The organism is Saccharothrix sp. NRRL B-16314 (assembly GCF_000716595.1).
GTDB lineage: Bacteria > Actinomycetota > Actinomycetes > Mycobacteriales > Pseudonocardiaceae > Actinosynnema.
This window is the reverse complement of sequence record NZ_JNXC01000037.1, coordinates 36871-54521: the sequence shown is the minus strand read 5'-3', so window position 1 is coordinate 54521 and position 17651 is coordinate 36871. Positions and strand designations below refer to the sequence as shown.

General features: G+C 71.1%; 15 protein-coding genes. 8 read left to right on the top strand and 7 right to left on the bottom strand.

From position 1 onward, the window contains the following. Positions 1 to 69: 69 nt before the first annotated feature. Genes OQ02_RS33970 through OQ02_RS33960 form a run of 3 tightly spaced genes read left to right on the top strand, consistent with a single transcriptional unit; the run spans position 70 to position 4083 of the window. On the top strand, positions 70 to 837 hold the full coding sequence (locus tag OQ02_RS33970; RefSeq protein WP_033442757.1) for a 3-hydroxybutyrate dehydrogenase: 768 nt from the start codon (positions 70 to 72) through the stop codon (positions 835 to 837). Between the two features lie 38 nt (positions 838 to 875). Further along, complete coding sequence (locus OQ02_RS33965; RefSeq protein WP_033442823.1) at positions 876 to 2228, top strand: MFS transporter; 1353 nt, start codon at positions 876 to 878, stop codon at positions 2226 to 2228. A 4-nt stretch (positions 2229 to 2232) separates the two neighbouring features. After that, complete coding sequence (locus OQ02_RS33960; protein ID WP_033442756.1) at positions 2233 to 4083, top strand: helix-turn-helix domain-containing protein; 1851 nt, start codon at positions 2233 to 2235, stop codon at positions 4081 to 4083. A gap of 507 nt (positions 4084 to 4590) precedes the next feature. Here OQ02_RS33960 and OQ02_RS44365 read toward each other — a convergent pair. Beyond that, positions 4591 to 4752 carry a hypothetical protein gene (locus tag OQ02_RS44365; RefSeq protein ID WP_156077481.1) on the bottom strand — a complete coding sequence of 54 codons (162 nt, stop codon included), beginning with the start codon at positions 4750 to 4752 and terminating at the stop codon, positions 4591 to 4593. After that, positions 4749 to 5375 (bottom strand): TetR/AcrR family transcriptional regulator, encoded by a 627-nt coding sequence (locus OQ02_RS33955; RefSeq protein ID WP_033442755.1) that lies wholly within the window; start codon positions 5373 to 5375, stop codon positions 4749 to 4751. The genes OQ02_RS44365 and OQ02_RS33955 overlap by 4 nt, the downstream gene beginning before the upstream one ends. A gap of 36 nt (positions 5376 to 5411) precedes the next feature. Between OQ02_RS33955 and OQ02_RS33950 the strand changes: the two genes are divergently transcribed. Then, complete coding sequence (locus tag OQ02_RS33950) at positions 5412 to 5765, top strand: GatB/YqeY domain-containing protein (protein WP_051773121.1); 354 nt, start codon at positions 5412 to 5414, stop codon at positions 5763 to 5765. 59 nt (positions 5766 to 5824) lie between these two features. On the opposite strand, the gene OQ02_RS33945 is transcribed toward OQ02_RS33950, so the two are convergent. Further along, entirely contained in the window at positions 5825 to 7126 is a 1302-nt protein-coding gene (locus tag OQ02_RS33945) for a tannase/feruloyl esterase family alpha/beta hydrolase (RefSeq protein WP_269321659.1), read from the bottom strand. Between the two features lie 137 nt (positions 7127 to 7263). Between OQ02_RS33945 and OQ02_RS33940 the strand changes: the two genes are divergently transcribed. Both OQ02_RS33940 and OQ02_RS33935 read left to right on the top strand, forming a co-directional pair. Further along, positions 7264 to 8214 (top strand): extracellular catalytic domain type 1 short-chain-length polyhydroxyalkanoate depolymerase, encoded by a 951-nt coding sequence (locus OQ02_RS33940; protein ID WP_033442821.1) that lies wholly within the window; start codon positions 7264 to 7266, stop codon positions 8212 to 8214. Between the two features lie 112 nt (positions 8215 to 8326). Then, positions 8327 to 8593, top strand: a complete 267-nt coding sequence (locus OQ02_RS33935) for a hypothetical protein (RefSeq protein WP_033442753.1) — start codon at positions 8327 to 8329, stop codon at positions 8591 to 8593. Positions 8594 to 8641: 48 nt separating this feature from the next. Here the strand turns inward: OQ02_RS33935 and secA2 are convergent, their stop codons facing one another. The 3 genes from secA2 to OQ02_RS33920 all read right to left on the bottom strand — a co-directional run bounded on the left by secA2 (position 8642) and on the right by OQ02_RS33920 (position 15409). After that, positions 8642 to 10960: an accessory Sec system translocase SecA2 gene (gene secA2 / locus OQ02_RS33930; RefSeq protein WP_033442752.1), complete on the bottom strand. Its 2319-nt coding sequence runs from the start codon at positions 10958 to 10960 to the stop codon at positions 8642 to 8644. Between the two features lie 178 nt (positions 10961 to 11138). Beyond that, complete coding sequence (locus OQ02_RS33925) at positions 11139 to 12431, bottom strand: MFS transporter (RefSeq protein ID WP_051773120.1); 1293 nt, start codon at positions 12429 to 12431, stop codon at positions 11139 to 11141. An 11-nt stretch (positions 12432 to 12442) separates the two neighbouring features. Beyond that, positions 12443 to 15409, bottom strand: a complete 2967-nt coding sequence (locus OQ02_RS33920) for an acetyl-CoA carboxylase family protein (protein ID WP_033442751.1) — start codon at positions 15407 to 15409, stop codon at positions 12443 to 12445. Positions 15410 to 15566: 157 nt separating this feature from the next. Here OQ02_RS33920 and OQ02_RS33915 point away from each other — a divergent pair, with 157 nt between their 5' ends. Continuing rightward, a complete protein-coding gene (locus tag OQ02_RS33915; RefSeq protein ID WP_081916130.1) occupies positions 15567 to 16511 on the top strand; it encodes a sporulation protein in 945 nt (314 codons plus the stop codon). Positions 16512 to 16526: 15 nt separating this feature from the next. Continuing rightward, the gene (locus OQ02_RS33910) at positions 16527 to 16799 is read left to right on the top strand and encodes a GlsB/YeaQ/YmgE family stress response membrane protein (RefSeq protein WP_033442749.1); all 273 of its coding nucleotides are present in this window, start codon (positions 16527 to 16529) and stop codon (positions 16797 to 16799) included. Positions 16800 to 17014: 215 nt separating this feature from the next. Here the strand turns inward: OQ02_RS33910 and OQ02_RS33905 are convergent, their stop codons facing one another. Further along, complete coding sequence (locus OQ02_RS33905; RefSeq protein WP_051773119.1) at positions 17015 to 17641, bottom strand: TetR/AcrR family transcriptional regulator; 627 nt, start codon at positions 17639 to 17641, stop codon at positions 17015 to 17017. Positions 17642 to 17651: the final 10 nt, after the last annotated feature.

Genomic DNA, 17651 nt, shown 5'->3' with positions numbered 1-17651 from the left:
CTGCCGCCCGCAGGTTGTGGCGGCCGTTCACATGGGCCGCGAACCGCAGGTCACCTAGCGTTTCACGCCATGACGAGTGTTCCCGGTCACAGCGACGACCTGTCCGGTCGCACCGCCCTGGTCACCGGCGCCGGCAGCGGCATCGGCCGGGCGTGTGCGGCGGCCCTCGCGCGCGCCGGGGCGAAAGTGCACCTGGTCGACCGCGACCGCGACTCGGTCACCGAGGCGGCCCGGGAGACCGGCGGCACCGAGCACGTGGTCGACCTGGCCGCCGACGACCCCACCCGCGACCTGCCCACCGAGATCGACGTCCTGGTCAACAACGCGGGTCTCCAGCACGTCGCCCCGATCCACGAGTTCCCGCCCGACCGGTTCGCGCTCCTCCAGCGGGTCATGGTCACCGCGCCGTTCCTGCTCACCCGGCACGTCCTGCCGCACATGTACCAGCGCGGCTGGGGCCGGGTGGTGAACATCTCCAGCGTGCACGGCCTGCGGGCCAGCGCCTTCAAGGCCGCCTACGTCACGGCGAAGCACGGCCTCGAAGGGCTGAGCAAGGTCATCGCGCTGGAAGGCGCCCCGAACGGCGTCACCAGCAACTGCGTCAGCCCCGGCTACGTGCGCACCCCGCTGGTCGAGAACCAGGTCGCCGACCAGGCCAGGGCGCACGGCATCGAGCCGGACCAGGTGCTGACCGACGTGCTGCTCACCCGGCACGCCATCAAGCAGCTCGTCGAACCGGCGGAGGTGGCGTCCGTCGTGCTGTGGCTGTGCGGCGCGCAGTCCGGTCACGTCACCGGCTCGTCGTTCACGATCGACGGCGGCTGGACCGCCCAGTAACCCCCTCGTCCCCCAACCCCAACGAAGTGGTGACCGACATGACCAACGCCGCCCCTCCACAGCCGAAACCGTCCTTCAAGAAGGTCGTCATAGGAAGCATGGTCGGAACCACGATCGAGTGGTACGACTTCTTCCTCTACGGCACCGCCGCCGCCCTGGTGTTCAACAAGCTGTTCTTCCCCACGGCGAACCCGGCCACCGGCACGCTGCTCGCGTTCTCCACCTACGCGATCGGCTTCCTGGCCCGTCCGCTCGGCGGCCTGGTGTTCGGCCACTTCGGCGACAAGCTGGGGCGCAAGAAGCTGCTGGTGCTGAGCCTGATGATGATGGGCGGCGCGACGTTCGCGATGGGCCTGCTGCCCACGTACGCCGCGATCGGCTTCGCGGCACCGCTGCTGTTGACGTTGCTGCGGCTGGTCCAGGGCTTCGCGCTGGGCGGCGAGTGGGGCGGCGCGGTGCTCATCGTGTCCGAGCACGGCAGCGCGGAACGGCGTGGTTTCTGGGCTTCCTGGCCGCAGGCGGGCGCACCGGCGGGCAACCTGCTGGCGACCGGTGTGCTCGCGGTGCTGGCGGCGGTGCAGACCGACGAGGCGTTCCTGTCGTGGGGCTGGCGGGTGCCGTTCCTGCTGTCCGGCGTGCTGGTCCTGATCGGACTGTGGATCCGGCTGAGCGTGTCCGAGTCGCCGGTGTTCCTGGAGGCGCAGCGGAAGCTGGAGCAGCAGAAGGCCGCGGCGGGCGCGGTCAAGGAGAAGGCGCCGATCGTGACCGTCCTCCGGCACAGCTGGCGCGAGGTGCTGGTCGCGATGGGCGCCCGGATGGCGGAGAACGTGTCCTACTACGTGATCACCGCGTTCATCCTGGCCTACATCACGACGGAACTGGGCATGTCGAAGTCCACCGGCCTGAACGCGGTGCTCATCGGCTCGGCCGTGCACCTGATCACGATCCCGATGTGGGGCGCGCTGTCCGACGTGATCGGCCGCCGGGTCACGTACCTGATCGGCGCGGTCGGCATCGCCGCGTGGATGTTCGTGTTCTTCGTCCTGCTGGACACGAAGTCGTTCCTGCCGATGACGTTGGCCGTCACCGTCGGTCTCGTGCTGCACGGCGCGATGTACGGGCCGCAGGCGGCGTTCTTCTCCGAGCTGTTCGGCACGAAGGTCCGCTACTCGGGCGCGTCCATCGGCTACCAGCTCGCGTCGATCGCCGCCGGCGGCGTGGCACCGCTCATCGCCACGGCGCTGCTCGCGGCGTACAACAGCACGCTCCCGGTCATCCTGTACGTGGTCCTGATGTGCGTGGTGACCGTTGTCGCGGTGCTGGCGTCGAAGGAGACCAAGGGCACCTCGTTGAACCGGACCGACGACGAACCGGCCGCAGTGCGAGCATGACGGTATGAGCGAGGCGGACGCGGTGGAGCACCTGCTGGAGTTGCTCGACCTGCTCGCGACGGACGCGGGCAGTGAGCGGCTGGCGGCGGTGCTCCCCGCGGCGCGTGCGGCGGGGCTGCCCGATCGGGAGGTGGACCGCGTCGCCCGCGCCACGGAGTGGGCGTTGCGGATCCGCCGCACGCTCACCGCGCACCGCCGCCGTGAGACGGAACTGGAAGCGCTGTTCGACACCGCGAACGACCTGGCCGGCGTCCGTGACCCGGACGCGGTGCTGCGGTCCATCGTGCGCCGCGCCCGGCTGCTGCTGGGCGCGGACATCGCCTACCTGAGCATGAACGAGCCGGGCGAGCGCGGCACGTACATGAGGGTCACCGACGGGTCGATCTCCGCGCTGTTCCAACAGGTTCGGCTGGGCATGGGCGAAGGCCTGGGCGGGCTGGTGGCGCAGACGGCGCAGCCGTACGTGACGGCCGACTACTTCGCCGACGACCGGTTCAACCACACCGGCCCGATCGACTCGGCGGTGCGGGACGAGGGCCTGGTCGCGATCCTGGGCGTGCCGCTGAAGCTGGACCGCCGGGTCATCGGCGTGCTCTACGCGGCCAACCGCTCACCCCGCCAGTTCCCGCCCGACGAGGTGGCGCTGCTGTCGTCGCTGGCGGACCACGCGGCCATCGCGCTGGACACCGCGCACCTGCTGGAGGAGACCCGCGCGGCGGGCGAGACGATCCGCGCGCACAACGAGGCCATGCGTCGAGCCGAGGAGGCGCACGACCGGCTCACCGACCTGGTGCTGCGCGGCGCGGACGTGCCCGAGGTGGCCGCCGCGGTGGCCAAGGTGCTCGACGGCGGGATCGTGGTGCACGACAACGACGGCGGTGAGCTGGCCCGCATCGGCACGTCGCGCGCGCTCGCACCCCGTGCGGCGGTCAACGCGTCCCGTGCCAGCGGTCGGGCCATCCCGCAGGAAGGCACGTGGGTGTGCGCGGTGCTGGCGGGGCGTGAGCTGCTGGGCAGCATCACGCTCACCGACCGCGCGGACCTCGGCGACGCCGACCGCCGGCTGTTCGAACGCGCCGGTGTCGTCACCGCCCTGCTGCTGCTCCTGCGCCGCACGGTCGCGGAGGCGGAGAACAAGGTGCGCGGCGAGCTGATCACCGACCTCCTGACGTCCGTGGTCGACTCGGTCGCGTTGCGCGCCCGTGCCCGCCGGGTGGGGGTGGAGTTGGCCGCGGACCACGTGGTCCTGGTCGCCGACGGCCCCCGTGACCGGCTGCTGGCCGCCGCCGCGCACCACGCGTCGTCGTGCCGCGGGCTGGCGGGCGTGCACGGTGAGCACGTGGTGCTGGTGCTGCCCGGGGCGGACCTGGGGTGCGCGGCGAAGGACGCGGCGCGGGTGCTCGGCAAGGCGGTCGGGTTGCCGGTGACGGTCGGGTCCGGCGGGCCGGCGCACGGTCCCGAGGGCGTGGCCGCCGCGCATGCCGAGGCGGTGCGGTGCCTGAAGGCGTTGCTCCAGCTCGATCGGAAGGGCACCGGGGGGACGTTGGCGGACCTGGGTTTCGTGGGTGTGCTGCTCGGTGACCGGGCCGACGTCGCCGGGTACGTCCGGGCCACGCTCGGGCCGTTGCTGGACTACGACGCGAGCCGTGGCACGGAGCTGGTCCGCACGGTGACGGCGTACTTCGCGTGCGGCGCGAACCTCAGCCGGGCGAAGGACGAGCTGCACGTGCACGTGAACACGGTGGTGCAGCGGCTGGACCGGGTGGCGAGCCTGCTGGGGGAGGACTGGCAGTCGCCGGAACGGGTGCTGGAGGTCCAGCTCGCGCTCCGGCTGATGAAGGTGCTGGGAGGTTAAGGAGCGTCCAGCCAGGGCGCAGCGGTGTGGGGACGCATGTGCTTGCTCGAGCAGGCGGCGCACTCGAATATGGAGCACTCCCCGCCACCCTCGCCGAGGCTCGTGTACGCGCCGCTCTGCCGCATCGGCGCTTCGCACCGGGGCAGGCCGGGTTCGGTTCCGTCCAGGTCTCAAAGGGCCACAGCGGGAACGTTCCGTTCTCGTCGGGTTCGCCCACAGCGGCTTCGAAGCTGCGACCGTCGTCCAGCCGAAGCGTGAAGGGGCTGTCCCAGTATAGGAAACTCCGATCGCCGGCCGTCGCCGGAACGGCGTGGCCCGACCACCCGTCCTCGGTGAACGTGATCTTGCCGTGGGCGTTCAGCGGCACGGACATCGACCAGTTCATGACCCACTCGAGCTCCAGCCGGCCTTCGTAGGGTTCCACGTCCGGAAGTGTGCCTCAGGGCATCCGCGCCCAGAACTCCAGTCGATGCTCGGCCAGGTAGTCCCGTGCGCGAACTCGTAGAATTACGTGTCGGCGTGCGCGGCGAAGGTCCGGCCGAGGTCCCAGGCGGGCTGTGCCCACGCCCGATCCGTGCAGATCCGGGCCCAGACGAGGCTCGAGGAGCGGTCGAGCGGGTAGCGCACGGCGTCGAACGGCCCCGAACGCCGGCGCACGCGGTCCGTCACCGCGTCGGGGGTAAGCCGTTCTGCCCGTTGAACACCAGGCCGATGACCGGCCGGAGCACGTCCCGCGCGGGGAACGCGTCCGCGCCCGAGAGCGCGACCTGATCGGCCAGCCCCTGCACGGTCGCGAGGATCGTCCGCGCGGCGAGCACGGCGTCCACGCCAGGCCCGACCTCACCGCGTCCGATCCCGTTCCCGATCACCGCGGAGACGTGTCCGAGCAGGTCGCGGCCTGCCTGCCGGGCGACATCGGCCAACCCGGAATGGTGCGCCGCCTGGGCCTGCAACCCCTGCCGGACGCGGTACTCGACGTTCCGCTCCGCGTCGAGCGGCAGCAGTTCGACCAGGCTGTCGAGCAGCACCTCCGCGAGCGGGAGCCGGGCCGCCTCGCCATCGCGGACCCGAACCCGAACCCGCTCGGTCAGGCGCCGCGCGGCGTCCTCGTAGGCGAAGTGGAGCAGCACGTCCTTGCCGGCGAAGTAGTGCTGGATGAGCCCGACCGAGATGCCGGCCTCGGTCGCCACCCGCGCGAACGAGACGGCGGCGAACCCCTCGGCGGCGAGCAGGCGCTGGAACGCGCGGGCGATCTGGGTCCGGCGCTGATCGTGATCGGCAACCCTGGGCACACCGATACCATACAGCCGTATTGCTATTGTTCACCCATGCGCGCCACTCTGCGCGGCGACCTGAAAGCGGCCCTCAAGGGCCGGGACGTCGTCGCCGTCACCGCACTCCGCTCCGCCTTGGCGGCGATCGACAACGCCGAGGCCGTCCCCACCGACCACCAGCCGGACGCGGTCGAGGTGAGCGAGCACTTCGCGGGCGCGGCGAGCGGCCTCGGTGCGGCGGAAGCGGAACGCCGCCACCTCACCGAGGCCGACCTGCGGTCGATCGTCGAGAACGAGATCCGGGAACGCTCCGCCGCCGCGGCGGAGTACGACCGGCTCGGCCGCACCGACCTCGCCGACCGGGTCCGCGCGGAGGCCGAAGTCCTGAGCCGGTACCTGCCCCGCTGACGATCGGGGAAAGTCCCGCCGCTCGGCCGCCCCCAGAGCACGCCGAGCGGCGGGACGACTCAGGACAGCGCGCACTCCGTGGCGTTCACCGCCGCCGGACGGGGCACCGTCGTGGAAGCGGGAGGCCGGGTGCCGGAGGACAGCCAGCCCTCCAGGGCCGCGAACGCCGACCGGTGGCACGGCGTCAACGGCCGCAGCCGGTCCGGGAACGCGTCGAACAGCGAGTCGACGTGCGTCCCGCCCTCGATCCGGTAGTAGCGGAACAACGCGCCGCGCCCCGCCTCCCGCACCATGTCCGCGTACACGTCGGAGTCCTGGGAGATCGGCAGCAGGACGTCCAACGTGCCGTGCAGCGTGAGCAGCGGCTTCCCGATCCGCCCCGTCAACGCGATCCGCGACACCGCCCGCTGCGCCTCCGGCCGCGAGAGGTAGTCGTAGTCCGCGTCGCACGACGGCGTGCCGGGCGCGCAGAACGGCGTGCCCGCCACCGTGTCACCGTCCCACGCCGGGTCGAGCTCCTCCCGGTAGATCCGCTGGGTCAGGTCCCAGTAGTACTGGTGGTGGAACGCCCACAGGAACTCCGACTCGGCGGGGAACCCGGCCGCCACCACCGCCGCCTTGTCGCCGGTCGCGTACCCCGTCAGCGCGGGCGGCAGGAAGGTCAGCAGGTTCGGCCCGCGCGCGGACCACAGCGTGCCCTCCCAGTCCACGCCGCCGTCGTACAGCTCGGGGTGGTTCTCCAGCTGCCACCGCACCAGGTAGCCGCCGTTGGAGATGCCGGTGGCCAGCGTGCGCGACGGCGGCCGGCAGTACCGCTGCGCCACCACGACCTTCGCCGCACGGGTCAGCTGCGTGACCCGGTGGTTCCACTCGACGATCGCGTCACCCGGCCGTCGGCCGTCCTGGTGGAACGCGGCACCGGTGTTGCCCTTGTCGGTGGACGCGAACGCGTACCCGCGGGCCAGCACGAAATCGCTGATGGCGCGGTCGTTGGCGTACTGCTCGCGCACGCCGGGAGAGCCGGCCACGACGAGGCCGCCGTTCCAGCGCTCCGGCAGCCGGATCACGAACTGCGAGTCGTGCGCCCAGCCGTGGTTGGTGTTGCCGGTGGACGTGTCGGGGAAGTAGCCGTCCACCTGCGTGCCGGACACGGGGGTCGGCGCGGGCAGACCGGCCGGGGTGAGCCCGGCCCAGTCGGCGGGATCGGTGCGCCCGCCCGCGGTGGACAGGTCGGCGAGGTGGGTCAGTTCCTGGTGCGCGGCACCGGGAACGCGCAGGGGCCCGCATCCTTGGGCGGACGCGGGAACGGCCTGCGCCGTCGTCGCGAGGAGCGCTGCGATCAGCGGAACGGCGATGTTCACCCGTGGCACGGTAAGTCGCTCCACCTTGCCGCGTAATGGGTCCGGTCGCCATGTCGCGCCGGGTCGATGTGGTGCGCCGCGCCATCGTGCCGCCCGGGGAGGACTTCTACGGTCGAGAAGCGGACAAGGAGGTCCGCATGCGCGTGCTGACGTTGATCGCCCTGCTGTCGGTGTCCCTGCTGTCGACAACCCCGCTGGTCGCGCCACAGGCCGACGCCGCGACCGTCACCGAGGTGCCGGCGTTCGGGTCGAACCCCGGGAACCTCAGGATGTTCCGCTACGTGCCGGACGGCCTGCCCGCCGGCCGACCGCTGGTGGTGGTCCTGCACGGCTGCACCCAGGACGCCCGCTACGGCACGTCCAGCGGCTGGGTGTCGCTGGCCGAACGGCTCCGGTTCGCCGTCGTGCTGCCGCAGCAGCAGAGCACGAACAACTACAACAAGTGCTTCAACTGGTTCCAGTTCGCGGACACGACCCGCGGATTCGGCGAGGTCGCGTCGATCGCGTCGATGGTGGCGCGGACGAAGGCCGACTTCGGCACGTCCGCGAGCTACGCCACCGGTCTGTCCGCGGGCGGCGCGATGACGTCGGTGCTGCTGGCGGCGTACCCGGACGTGTTCTCGGGCGGCGGGGTGGTGGCCGGCCTGCCGTTCGGCTGCGCCACCACCGCGTTCGACGCGTTCGGCTGCATGAACCCGGGCCGGAACCTGACCGCCCGGCAGTGGGGCGACAAGGTGCGTGCGGCGACCGCCCACCGCGGCCCCTGGCCGACCATGACCGTGTGGCACGGCACCGCGGACTACACGGTCGCCGTGGCCAACCAGCGGGAGATCGTCGAGCAGTGGACCGACGTGCACGGCGCGGACGCCACCGCGGACGTCACCGACACCGTCGCGGGTTACCCCCATGCGGTGTACCGCGACAGCGGTGGGTCACCGGTGGTCGAAACCCACACCGTCACCGGAATGGGTCACGGGCAACCGGTCGATCCGGGCACCGCGGCCCACCAATGCGGCACGGCGACTACATATGTGCTGGACGTCAATGCCTGTGCGGCATGGCATCTCGCCCAGCGGTGGCGGCTTTAGTCGCCTGATCGGTGCGTTTCGACGACACCGGCACGGGTAGCTCAGTCGACCCAGCGAAGTTCGCACTGCCAGGTGATTTACGTTCACCCGACGTGAGGTGTCTGCTTCCGGGGTGACTGAGCAACGGCGCTCGACGCGCACGGACCAGGAGTGGGACCTGATCCGGCGCATTCAGAACCTCGCCCACAAGGCCGAACGCACCGCGTTCGACCATTCGAACCTCGTCGGTCCGCCACCGTCCCAGCACCACTTGGACATCCTGGCGGAGATCCGTGCGCTCACCGAGCAGGCGGTGGCGCAGCGGATGCCGAGACCGGCCACCCTCCCGCGCCAAGCGGAGCCGGTCGAGGGCAAGAAGGTGTCCGCCCCCGCCCACTGACGGCCGCCGCGGGCTGGGTCTGCTCCCAGCCCGCACGGCCACCCGTGGTCACCGACGTCGGACGAGCTTCACCAGCCCCTTGAACGTCTCCTCCAGGCCGGACGAGAACGGGTTGTCGTTGACCAGGTACGTCCAGGTGGTGTTCGGCCGCTGGACGCCCGCCTCGGCCAGGTGCGCGCCGTCGGCGTCGATCTCCACCTTGGCGAAGGTCTCCTCGGCCTCGTCCCACGCGTCGGGGATGATCTTGTGGAAGGCCGGGATGGCCTCCCGGTGGAACTCGTCCAGCGGGTTCTGCCGCGCCAGCGCCCGCAGGTGGATGCCCTCGCGCAGGTCGGTCAGGAACGTCAGGTGATCGCTCCACCGCTGGTCCAGGTGGTGCAGCGCGATCAACCTCGCCGCCTTGACCTTGACGTCCTCGTCCAGGTCCTTCAGGTCGAGCGCCTTGTCGGCGTTCCGCTCGGACAGCTCCTGCCACGCGGTGTCCGTGGTGAGCAGCTTGTCCCGGAACTCCAGCAGCAGCTGGCGCTGGTGCTCGATCAGCTTGTTGTACCGCCACGTGTTGCGGTGGATCTCCAGGTGCACGCCCTCGGCGACGCGCTGAGCGTGCTCGACGGTGTGCAGCGTGCCCGCGTCGGTGATGCGGCCGTCCTCGTCCACCTCGGCCGGCTCGTCGTGGTCCGGCACGTACTGCGTGACCAGCTCGTCCTGCAACGAGGAGAAGAACACCGAGCCGCCCGGGTCGCCCTGGCGGCCCGCGCGACCGCGCAGCTGGTCGTCCAGCCGGCTGCTGGAGTGCCGCCCGGTGCCGATCACGTAGAGGCCGCCCAGTTCGGCGATGCGCTCCCGGTCGGTCGAGTCGTGGCCGCCGAGCCGGATGTCCGTGCCGCGGCCCGCCATCTGGGTGGACACGGTGATCCGCTGGAACGAGCCCGCGTCGGCGATGATCGAGGCTTCCTCGGCGTCGTTCTTGGCGTTGAGCACGACGCACTCCAGGCCCGCCTCGGCGAGCTTGCGCGACAGCCGCTCGGACTCGGCCACGTCGAGCGTGCCGACCAGGATCGGGCGGCCGGACTCGTGCGCCTCCTTGATCTCGGCGACGATCGCGGCTTCCTTCTGCTCCAGCGTCATGTACAGCCGGGGTGCCTCGTCCTCCCGGATCGTCTCCACGTTCGGCGGGATGACCAGCACTTCCAGCTTGTAGAAGTCGCGCAACTGCTCGGCGACGGCCACCGCGGTGCCGGTCATGCCGCACACCGACGGGTAGCGGTTGAGCAGCGCCTGGACGGTGATCGAGTCCAGCACCTCGCCCGCGTCCGTGGTCGCCACGTTCTCCTTCGCCTCGACCGCCGCCTGGAGGCCGTCGGGCCAGCGCTGGAGCTTCGCGATCCGGCCGCGGGTGTCGTTGATCAGGTGCACCTTGCCGTCGCGGACGATGTAGTCCACGTCCCGGTGCAGCAGCACCTGCGCGTGCAGGGCCACGTTGACCTTGCTCAGCGTGGTGGACACGTGCTCGTCGGAGTACAGGTCGATGCCGCCGAGCTGGCGTTCGACCAGCTCGCTGCCCGCGCCGGTCAGGTAGACGTTGCGCTCTTCGTCGTCGATCTCGAAGTGCAGGTCGCGGCGCAGCCGCTTGACCAGGTCGGCGAGGGCCGGGTCGACCGCCGGGCCCGCGGTGGAGCCCGCCAGGACCAGCGGCACGCGTGCCTCGTCCACCAGGACCGAGTCGGCCTCGTCCACCAGCGCGACGCGCGGCACGGGCACGATGCGGTCGCCGACGTCGGTGGCCAGCCGGTCGCGCAGCATGTCGAAGCCGATCTCCGAGACCGACGCGTAGGTGACTTCGGCCTGGTAGGCGGCGCGGCGCTCGTCGGGCTTCGAGCTCTGGTCGAGCCAGCCGACGCTGACGCCGAGGAGCCGGTAGAGCGGGCCCATCCACTCGGCGTCGCGCTGGGCGAGGTAGTCGTTCACCGAGACCACGTGCACCTGGTCGCCGCGCAGCGCGAAACCGGCGGCGGCGATGGCGCCGGAGAGGGTCTTGCCCTCACCGGTGGCCATCTCGACCACGTGACCCTCCATGAGGCCGAGGGCGCCGAGGATCTGCACGTCGAACGGACGCAGGCCGAGCGCGCGCTCCGCGGCCTCACGACCGAGCGCGCACACCTCCACCAGCTCCGGCCGGCCGAAGTCCTCCTTGCCGCGCAGCCCGGCCGCCGCGGCGGTCAGCTCCTCGTCACTGAGCTTCTTCACGCGCTCGGCCTGCTCGTTGACCTCGTCGAGCAGCTTCCGGTAGGGCGTGAGGTCGGCGGAGCCCGGCTTCTGCGCGAACCGACGCAGCCGCTGCTTGAAGCGTCCCAGGAGAGTGGTCACGGCACGGCAACGTACGGCAAGCGCGCAACGTTCCGCACGTCACCCGTTTGACAGTTCACTCCTGGTAGACGCCCGACCACGGCATTGCTACTCATCGTCACCTCGTTCTCGGTCGCGGTCACCCGTGGAGGAAGGGATGCCCCCTGTCGGGGATACCCCTTCCTCCGTGAGGTTCCGGTCAGGGGCGGTGGGTCTCCCGCAGGCAGAGCACCGACGCCAGCGTCACCACGCCCATGACCAGCAGGAACGTCGACACGGAGGCCGAGGTGCCGGTCGCGACGAGCAGCGCCGTCATGATGAACGGCGTGCCACCGCTGACCAGGATCGACGCCAACTGGTACGCCAGCGACGCGCCCGAGTACCGCACGTGCGGCTCGAACAGCTCGGCCAGGTACGCGGCCACCGGCCCGTAGACCAGGCTCGACGCCACACCGCTGACGGCCAGCGCCACGAAGATCAGCCCCAGCGACGCCGTGTCGATCAACCAGAAGTACGGGAACGCCCACACGATCAACCCCACCGCGCCGACGATGATCAGCGGGCGCCTGCCGTGCCGGTCCGACCACCGACCGGCCAGCAGGATCACCGGCACGCTGAGCAGCGACGACAGCAGCGTCACCACGAGCACCGAGTTGCGCGCCAACCCCAGCTCACGGGTCGTGTAGTCGAGCACGCCCGCGATGCTCACGTAGAAGATCGCGTTGGACGCGAACATCAGCCCGGAGCCGAGCAGCACCGTCCGCCAGTGCGTCCGCAGCACCTCCCGCAACGGCGCGGGGGCCGCCGTGGGCGCTTCCGCACGGCGTTCCTTGATCTCCCGGAACACCGGGCTGTCCTCCACCTTCAGCTGGATGAACAGCACCACCGGGAACAGCAGCGCGCTCGCCAGGAACGGCACCCGCCACCCCCACGCGGCGAAGTCGGCCGGCGGCACGGTCGCGCCGACGACCAGGAACGCCACGTTGCCCAGGATCACGCCCAGCGGCACACCGGCCTGCCCGAACGTCCCGGCGAACCCGCGCTTCGCCGGCCCTGCGGTCTCGGTCAGCAGCAGCACGACGCCACCCCACTGCCCGCCCACCGCGATGCCCTGCACGAACCGGAGCACCACCAGCAGCACCGGTGCCAGCACGCCCAGCGTCGCGCTGGTCGGCAGCAGACCGATCAGGAACGTCGCCGCGGCCATCATCGCGAGGCACGCCACCAGCGCCGGCTTGCGGCCGAACTTGTCGCCGACGTGCCCGAACACCAGCCCGCCGACCGGCCGCGCGATGAACCCGGCCCAGAACGTGCTGAACGAGAGCAGCAGCCCGACCAGCGGCGACGCGTCGGGGAAGAACAACTTCGGGAACACCAGCGCCGCGGCAGTGGCGTAGATGAAGAAGTCGTACCACTCAAGGCTGGAGCCGACGAGTCCGGCGGCCATGAGCTTGCGCAGCGTGCGCCGCTCGGGAGGAGCGGTCGTGACCATGGAATTCCCTTTCACCAGGTGTCCACGAACGGGCGTTTCTTGCCGGTCCTGGCCGGGGCGGCGTCGGGACCGGTGAGCAGGGTGGTGATCCAGAGCCGGGTGTCCGCCGGGTCGATCACGTCGTCGATCTCGTACGCGGACGCCACGTTGAGCGCCTTGCCGTGCTCGTAGGCGGCCGAGACCATCGCCTCGAACATCTCCTTGCGCTGCCCGGGGTCGTCGATGGCGTCCAGTTCGCGCCGGTACCCGAGCCGCACGGCCCCCTCCAGCCCCATCGGGCCGAACTCGCCGCTGGGCCACGACACGGCGAACAGCGGCACCTTCAAGCTGCCCGCCGCCATCGCCTGCGCGCCCAGCCCGTACGCCTTGCGCAGCGCCACGAACCCGAACGGCACGTCGAGGTTCGCGCCGGTCACGAGCATCCGGGTCAGGTGCCGCACGGTGGCGGTGCGCTCGGCGTCCGGCCCGACCATGAACCCCGGCGTGTCGCACAGGGACACCACCGGCAGGTCGAACGCGTCGCAGAGCTGGAGGAACCGCGCCGCCTTGTCCGCGGAGTCCGCGTCGATCGCACCGCCGAGGTGCGCGGGGTCGTTCGCGATCAAGCCCAGCGGCCGTCCCTCGACCCGGACCAGCGCGGTGACGATGCCGCGGCCGAACTCGCGCCGCAGTTCCAGCACCGACCCGGCGTCCGCGACGGTCTCCACCACGGTCCGCACGTCGTACGCGCGCACCCGGTTCTCCGGCACGAGGTGCCGCAACAGCCGCTGGTCCGGGCACTCCCAGCCGTCGACCGGGCCCTGGAAGTAAGAGAGGTACTTCTTGGCGACCTCGACCGCCTCGGCCTCGTCCGACACGAGCACGTCGATCACGCCGTTGGGCGACTGCACGTCGACCGGACCGATCTCCTCGGGCCGGAACACGCCGAGCCCGCCGCCCTCGATCATCGCCGGACCGCCCATGCCGATCGTCGCGTCACGGGTCGCGATCACCACGTCGCACGTGCCCAGCAGCACCGCGTTGCCGGCGAAGCACCGGCCGGACGCGATCCCCACCAGCGGCACCAGGCCGGACAGCTTCGCGAACAGGTGGAACGCCAGGCAGTCCAGCCCGCTGACGCCGCCGTGGTCGGTGTCGCCCGGCCGTCCGCCGCCACCCTCGGCGAACAGCACCACGGGCAGCCGTCGCTGCTCGGCGAGCGCGAACATCCGGTCCTTCTTGGCGTGGTTGCGCAGCCCCTGGGTGCCCGCGAGCACGGTGTAGTCGTAGGACATCGCGACGACCTGGCCGCCGTTCACCTTGCCGACGCCGGCGACCAGCCCGTCCGCGGGCGTGCGCTCGACCAGCTCGTCCAACGACCGGCGCCGGCGTTGCGCGGCGATGGCGAGGCCGCCGTACTCCACGAAGTCGGTGCACAGGTCGGCGATGTTCTCCCGGACCGTCCGCCGGCCACGCGAGTGCCGCTTCCCCTCCGCCTCCGGACGTGAGAAGTCGTGCCGCGCCAACGTTTCCGCGAGGTCCGGCCGGACGTCGTCGAGGTCGAACTCGACGGCCTTCTCCTCGACCGCGACGTCCACGCCCTCGGCCAGCAACGCGCCTTCCGAGACCGTGTCACCGACCTCGACCAGCACCCGCGCGTCACCGATCGGCACGACGTGCTGCATCTTCATCGCTTCCACGACGACCGTGCCGGACTCGATCGCCACGACGGTCCCCTGCACGGGAGAGCGCGCACCGGTGTCCTCACGGGGCAGCGAATCGACCAGACCCGTGTGCGCCTTCAGGAAATCCGGATGGTCCAGCAGACCGCGCAGGAAGCCGATGTTCGTCTTCGCACCGTCCACAGTGAACTCGTCCAGCGCACGGCGGGCGCGGCGCAGCGCGGTGTCCAGGTCGTCGGCGTGCACCACGACCTTGGCCAGCAACGGGTCGAAGTCCAGGCCCGCGCGGTAGCCGGCGGACGCGTGCGTGTCGACGCGGACGCCCGGACCGGACGGCGGCACGAACGTCGACAGACGTCCCGTCGAAGTCAGGCTGACCCGCAGCTGCAGCGCGCTGCCGCGCGGGGTGTGGGTCAGGTCGGGCTCGACCTCGGTCGCCAGCAGCAGCTGGGCCCGCACCAGGTCCAGCCCGGTGACCTGCTCGGTGACCGTGTGCTCGACCTGGAGCCGGGGGTTGGCCTCCAGGAACGCGAACCGGCCGTTCGGCGCGACCAGGAACTCCACCGTGCCCAGCCCCGTGTACCGGACGGCACGCGCGATCGTCGCCGCCGCCTCGTGCAACGCGGTCCGCAGGTCGGGGGAGAGGTCGGGGGCGGGTGCGATCTCGACCAGCTTCTGGTGCCGGACCTGCAACGAGCAGTCGCGGTCGCCGAGCACCGTGGTGCCGACCAGCTGCACCTCGACGTGCCGGGCCGGTTCGAGCAGCTCCTCCACGAACACCGTGCCGTCGCCGAACGCGGCCAGCGCCTCGGCCCGGCACCGGTCGACGGCGGCCCGGAGGTCGGCGAGCCGCCGCACGACCCGCACGCCCTTGCCCCCGCCGCCCGCGACGGCCTTCACCACGACGGCGCCGTGCGTGCGGAAGAAGTCCTCGAACCCGTCCTCGGCGCCGGCGAGCACCGGCACGCCGACCTCGGTGGCCAGCGCGCGGGCCCGGCTCTTGTCGCCGAGCAGTTCCAGCACCTCGGGCGGTGGGCCGACGAACGTCAGCCCGGCCTCGGCGCAGCGCCGGGCGAACCCCGCGTTCTCGGCCAGGAACCCGTAGCCGGGGTGGACCAGGTCGCACCCCTCGGCGGCGGCGAGCACCGCGTCCGCGTCCAGGTAGGAGCCGTGCAGCCGGACGGCGCGGTCGGCGAACCGGCCGTGGGCGTCGTCGGCGTCGGTGACCAGGGCGACGGTGCGCCAGCCGAGGTCCGCGGCGGCGCGGAGCACTCGGACGGCGATCTCTCCCCGGTTGGCGACGAGCAGCGTGGGCACTTCAACCTCCTGAGCGACCGCTTAGTATGTGACCGCGGTCGCATAGTGACACCTGCGCTTAGCGTTCGTCCAGAGGGAACCGATGCCAGTACCGAGGCGTCCTTGGGACAATCAGCCCAAGTGCGTGACCCGAGAAGCAGGCCAGGAGGCACCCACCGTGGTTTTCAAGAGGATGTTGCGCGCGTTCGGAGTCGGCGGTCCGTCCGTCGACACGGTGCTGGCCAACCCCAACGTCAGGCCGGGTGAGGTGCTGACCGGTGAGGTCCGCATCGCGGGCGGCGACCACCCGGTCGACATCGACCAGGTCAAGCTGTCGCTGGTCACCCGGGTCGAGGTGGAGAGCGGCGACAACGAGCACAACCGCAACGTCGAGTTCGCGCGGGTCGTCGTGGCGCAGCGGGTCAGCGTCGCGGCCGGGCAGAACCTCGTGCTGCCGTTCCAGTTCCCGATGCCGCTCGAGACGCCCGTGACGGTGGTGCACGGGCAGCCGCTGCACGGGATGACGATGGGCCTGCGCACGGAGCTGGAGGTGCGCGGCGCCGTCGACCCCGGTGACCTCGACCCGGTCGCGGTGCACCCGATCCGGTCGCAGGAGCACGTGCTGAACGCGTTCGGCGCGCTCGGGTTCCGGTTCCAGCGGGCGGACAACGAGTCGGGGCGCATCCACGGCGTGCCGCAGCAGCTGCCGTTCTACCAGGAGATCGAGTTCCTGCCGCCGGGCCAGTTCCTGGGCAAGATCAGCCAGCTCGAGCTGACGTTCGTGGCCGACCCGCACCGGCTGTACGTCGTGCTGGAGGCGGACCGCCGCGGCGGGCTGTTCCGGGCCGGCGGCGACTCGTTCGGACACTTCGCCATGTCCCACGATGAGGTGATCCGCACGGACTGGGCGGCGCTGCTCCACCAGTGGATGGATCAGGTGGCCGGCAGGCGATCTTCCGGCGGTTATGGGATGCACGGCGGTCACGGTGGGCACCACGGAGGTCACCACGGCGGGGGAATCGGGGCCGGCGGCATGGTCGCTGGGGCTGCGGCCGGCGTGTTCGGTGGGATGATGATGGGCGAGGCCCTCGACGAGGTCGGGGACTTCTTCGAAGGCGACTAACCCGCAGGAGGCATAGTGGGCATCGGCGGTGTGATCAGCGCTCTGATCGTCGGCCTCATCATCGGTTTGCTGGGCAAGCTCATCGCCCCGGGCAAGCAGGCCATCCCCATCTGGCTGACGATCATTGTCGGCATCGTGGCGGCGTTCCTGGGCACGTTCCTCGCCCGGGCTCTCGGCGTGGAGGACACGCCCGGCATCGACTGGATCGAGATCATCGTGCAGGTGATCATCGCCGCCATCGGCGTCAGCCTCGTCGCAGGCTTCTACGGCAAGAAATCCGTCCGCTAGCCCCCGGACCGGACCAGCGGCGCTCCCGGAACATTCCGGGAGCCCCGCCCCGTTCCCTCGTGAGTCCTACGTTCCGGTCGCGTGAGTCCTACGTTCGGAACCCCCGAATTCAACGCTCAGAACACCCGCCGTCGCCGGTCGCGCCGCGCGGGTCGTACCTGAGCGTTGAACTCATGCGTTCTGAACGTAGGACTCACGCGTTCTGAACGTAGGACTCACGGGGTGGTGGGGGCGCCGAGCATGCGGAGGACGAGGTCGGCGTAGAGGTCGCCGATCTGCTCGGGGGTGCGGCGGCCGGAGGGCTGGTACCAGCGGGCCACGTCGATGCACAGCGAGAGGACGGCCAGCGTCGCGCCGCGCACGTCGGGGACGTCGAACGCGCCCGCGTCGACACCGGCCGAGATCATCTCCCGCACCGCCGCCTCGATCCGGCGACGGAGCACGACCACCTCCGCCAGGTGCTCCGGCGTCAACGCGGTCAACTCGTACTGGACGACCCGCGCCGTCGTGTGGAACTCGGCGTGCCACGACGCGAACGCCCGCACCGCCGACGTCAGCCGGACCACCGGGTCCGCGTCCGACACCGCGGTCAGCACGGACAACGACGTCGCGTGCCCGACCCGGGAGATCTGGAACAGCAGCTCCTCTTTGGACCGGTAGTGGATGTACACCGCGGCGGGCGACATGCCGGCCTGCGCCGCGATGTCACGGGTGGTCGTCGCGTGGTACCCGCGCACGGAGAACGCGGCGGCGGCGGCGATCAGCATCCGCCGGGCCGCCGGCGGCTCGACCGAGGACCACGTCTCGTCCAGGAGTGCGAACTCATCACGGCTCGACGTCATGCACCTCTCC